At 75.3% G+C, this 4,494-nt stretch carries 1 protein-coding gene and 1 pseudogene; one reads left to right on the top strand and one right to left on the bottom strand.

What is annotated here, in order from left to right; translation table 11 throughout:
• A pseudogene (locus tag KN815_RS51290) lies at positions 1-2,899 on the top strand (hypothetical protein); the annotation flags it as partial.
• Positions 2,900-3,312: 413 nt separating this feature from the next.
• On the opposite strand, the gene KN815_RS46885 reads toward KN815_RS51290, so the two are convergent.
• On the bottom strand, positions 3,313-4,131 hold the full coding sequence (locus KN815_RS46885) for an SAM-dependent methyltransferase (RefSeq protein ID WP_216347881.1): 819 nt from the start codon (positions 4,129-4,131) through the stop codon (positions 3,313-3,315).
• Positions 4,132-4,494: the final 363 nt, after the last annotated feature.

Raw genomic sequence — 4,494 nt, forward strand, 5'->3', positions numbered from 1 at the left:
GCCGACGACGGCGGCGGCCGACGCCCCGGCCGACTGGGATGACGACGTGCTGGCGCGCGGCGGCTTCGAGGGCGAGCCGCACGCGCTGCGGCCCCGGGACGCCGAGGTCGTCGAGGGCGCGGGCGCGGAGACGGTGGAGGTGCTGGCCGAGCTGTTCCCGACGCTGCTGCCCGCGGGGCTGGAGCGCCGTTCGGAGCTGCGGGTGCTGGGCGTGGCCCGGGTGCCGCTGGGCGAGCTCATCGACCGGCTCGCGGGTGTGGAGCGCGCCCCGGCCTGGTGGCGGCGGCTGTACGACTCGCTGGGCGGTATCGACCCGGACCGGCTCAGCGGGCTGCCGGTGCCGCTGGCGGACGGCCGGACGACGATCGGGCCCCGGCAGGTGCTGCTGCCGCTGCCGGGCGAGGCCGACGGCGACCTGGACAGCATCCGAACCGCCGGGACGGCGGAGACGGCCGGGCTCGCCGGGACCGCTGAGGCCGCCGGGTTCGCCGGAACCGCCGAGTCCGCCTGGGCCGCGGAGTCGGCCGGGATGGCCGGAACCGCCGAGTCCGCCGGGTTCGCCGGAACCGCCGAGTCCGCCTGGGCCGCGGAGTCGGCCGGGATGGCCGGAACCGCCGAGTCCGCGGGGTTCGCCGGAACCGCCGAGTCCGCCTGGGCCGCGGAGTCGGCCGGGATGGCCGGAACCGCCGAGTCCGCCGGGTTCGCCGGAACCGCCGAGTCCGCCTGGGCCGCGGAGTCGGCCGGGATGGCCGGAACCGCCGAGTCCGCGGGGTTCGCCGGGACCGCCGAGTCCGCCTGGGCCGCGGAGTCGGCCGGGATGGCCGGAACCGCCGAGTCCGCCGGGTTCGCCGGAACCGCCGAGTCCGCCTGGGCCGCGGAGTCGGCCGGGATGGCCGGAACCGCCGAGTCCGCGGGGTTCGCCGGGACCGCCGAGTCCGCCTGGGCCGCGGAGTCGGCCGGGATGGCCGGAACCGCCGAGTCCGCCGGGTTCGCCGGAACCGCCGAGTCCGCCTGGGCCGCGGAGTCGGCCGGGATGGCCGGAACCGCCGAGTCCGCGGGGTTCGCCGGGACCGCCGAGTCCGCCTGGGCCGCGGAGTCGGCCGGGATGGCCGGAACCGCCGAGTCCGCCGGGTTCGCCGGAACCGCCGAGTCCGCCTGGGCCGCGGAGTCGGCCGGGATGGCCGGAACCGCCGAGTCCGCGGGGTTCGCCGGGACCGCCGAGTCCGCCTGGGCCGCGGAGTCGGCCGGGATGGCCGGAACCGCCGAGTCCGCGGGGTTCGCCGGGGCCACGGAGGCCCCCGAACGCGGCGGCGCGGTCGGCGCCACGCATCGCACTCTCGCCCGCCTCGGCCTGAAAGTTGCACATCCGGACGCCGCCCATCCACTCCTGGAGAAGCTCGGCGCGACCCCCGCCACCCCCCGCGCCGTGCTGACGACCCCCCAGGTGCGGGCCGCCGTCGCGCATTCGCTGGAGGCGGAGGACGAGTACGACCCGTTCGCGGAGGAGGGCGAGGCCCTGGGCGCGGCGCTGGACGCCGATACGCTGGCCGACACCGTCCTCGGCCTGGTCCAGCAGGCCCGGCTGGCGCCCGGCGACGAGCCCTGGCTGGCCGCGCTCGCGCTGCCGGACGAGGACGGGGAGCTGGCCCCGGCCGGTGAACTGGTCCTTCCCGGCAGCGCCTTCGAGCGGGTGATGCGGGAGGGCGAACTGGCCGCCTGCGACGCCGAACTGGCCGAGCGCTGGGGCGAGCAGCCGCTGGCCGCGGTCGGTGTGCTGGCGGGCTTCACGCTGGTCAGGGCCACCGATGTGGTGCTGGACCCGGATGAACTGGAGCCGCGCGAGGGCGACTTCACCGAGCCGGACGACGTCGGCGTACTGGACGCCGTCGACGTGTGGTGCGAGGACGTGCTGGACCGGCTGCCGCAGACGCCGGTGCCGCCGGTGGCCACCGAGATCGTGGCCGTACGGGACCTGGACCTGGTCGACGACGACGCCTGGCCGCGGGCGCTCGCCATGCTCGCCCAGCCGCCGCTGCGCGACGCGCTGACCGCCCCGGTGCGGGTGCTGCTGCCGGACGGCACGACGGAGATCGTGCGCTCGTACACCGCGTGGTGGCTGCGCGGCCATCCGGTGCTGGACGGCCGCCGCCCCGCCGGGCTGCGCGCGGCCGGGGGCGATCCGCTGCTGGCGGGGCTGTACGAGGCGGTGGACGCGGCCGGGTTCGAGGACGAGCAGGTGCTGCGGGCGCTGGGCGTACGGACCTCCGTCGCGGCGCTGCTGGACGAACCGGGCGGCGCCGCCGAGCTGCTGGCCCGCCTCGCCGACCCGGACCGCGAGGTGACTCCCGCCCAGTTGCACGCCATCTACGGGCAGTTGGCCGACCTGGAACCCGAGCAGGTGACCCTGCCGGACGACGTACGCGCCATCGTGGACGGCGAGCCGACGGTGGTCGAGGCGGGCGAGGCACTGGTCGCGGACGCCCCGGACCTGATGCCGCTGGCCGAGGCGGACGGCCGGGCGCTGCTGCCCGTACGGCCCACCCGGGCGGCGGAGCTGGCCGAGCTGTTCCAGGTGCGGCGGCTGAGCGAGGTGTACCCGGCGCGGGTGACCTCACAGGGCGATCCGCACGAGGTGCCCGAGGCGGTCCGCGAACTCCTCCCGGGCGCCCCGCTGTCGTACATCGAGCACGAAGAGCTGCTGATCGAGGGCCTGACCGAGGGCGAGGACGAGCTGGACTGGCGGTACGTGGACGGCACCCTGCACGCCTCGACGGTCGAGGGTGTCGCGGCCGGTCTGGCCTGGGCCGCGGGCCACTGGTCCCGCCGCTTCGAGGTGGCGGCCCTGCTGGAGGACCTGACCCGCACGGAGGAACTGGCCCGGGCCCGCTGGTTCGACTGACGGCCGCCGGGGAGCTGTTCGGCGACGGCAGCCCCCGGGGGCTGCTCGGCTGACGGGCGCTCGGGGCTGTTCGGCGACGGTCGCCCGGGGCTTGCTCGGGGCTGTTCGGCGACGGTCGCCCGGGGCTTGCTCGGGGCTGTTCGGCGACGGTCGCCCGGGGCTTGCTCGAGGCGGGACTTCTGCCTTGGGGCGCGGCTTGTGCTCCGGTGAGGGCTCGCGCCCGGGGGCGGTGCCTACGCCCGGTGAGGGCTCGCGCCCGGGGCGGGGGCCTACGCCCGGTGAGGGCTCGCGCCCCGCGGCAGGTCTTGTCCGGGGGCGGACTTGCGCCCCGGGTCATGGGGCCCGCGCCCCTGGTCGGGGCCCGCGCCCCAGGGCCAGTGGCTCTGCGCCCCGGCCAGGTCCTGCCCGCCCGGTCAGGGCTTACGTGCTACGCCCGCGTAGATCCACAGGTCCTTGGCCTCCGCCTCTGCCCTGGCCTGTTCGTTCTCGGGCTTCCAGCGGTGGGGCATCACCACGCCCGGGTCGACCAGTTCCAGCCCGTCGAAGAACGGAAGGACCTCCTCCTGGGTGCGGCCCTGCACATGGATGCCGCTGCTGCGGTAGAGGTTGGTCACCGCGTCCGAGACTCCGCCGCGGGGGTCGACCCCACCGTGCGAGAGCACGAGGAAGCTGCCCGAGGCCAGGGGCTCGACCAGCTCTCGCACGATCTCGTACGGCTTCTGCTCGTTCGCGATGAAGTGCATGATCGCGTTGAGCGACAGGGCGATCGGCTGGGACAGATCGAGGGTGTCGGCCAGATCCTCGGCGGCCAGGATGGCCTGCGGTTCGGTGACGTCCGCGTGGATGTAGGCGGTGCGGCCCTGCGGCGTGGAGAGCAACAGGGCCTGGGCGTAGGCCAGCACGATGGGGTCGTTGTCCGCGTAGACGACCCGGGAGTCCGGCGCGACCTCCTGGGCGACCTGGTGGAGGTTGGGCTCGGTGGGTATACCGGTGCCGATGTCCAGGAACTGCCGTATGCCCGCCTCACGCGCGAGCCAGTGGGTCGCGCGGTGCATGAATGACCGGTTGGCGCGGGTCCACGGCTTGACGTCGGGCCAGACGGCCTCGACCTGTTCGGCGGCGAGGCTGTCGACCGCGTAGTGGGTCTTACCGCCCAGGAAGTAGTCGTACATGCGGGCCGAGTGCGGCTTGCTGGTGTCGATTTCATCGGCACGAAAGCGGTTACCAGTCATATCCCTCACATTACTGGTGAGTTGCCCGCCACAAGACGGTAGTTCCCGAACAAAGTGCGCGCCGTGCGGCTTCCGCAACATTGTGAACGGCCCGTGAAGATCGTACAGTTGTCGCATCCGGCTCCGCCCGCGCGTCTCCGCGGCGGGGCCCTCATCTTTCCGTGTGCGCCACAGACGGGTGAGCGGGTGCGTCGCAAGGAGGGGAGCGCGCCCGAGCACCAGGCCAGGGTGCCGGACCGCCGCCGGGAACGGCGACGGTCCGGCGCCGCGCCATCGCGAGTGCGCCGGGCCCTCGTGGGTGCGCCGCGCCATCGTGGGTGCGCCGCGCCATCGCGAGTGCGCCGGGCCCTCGTGGGTGCGCCG

Source organism: Streptomyces niphimycinicus, from assembly GCF_018883605.1.
GTDB classification, from domain to species: Bacteria; Actinomycetota; Actinomycetes; order Streptomycetales; family Streptomycetaceae; genus Streptomyces; species Streptomyces niphimycinicus.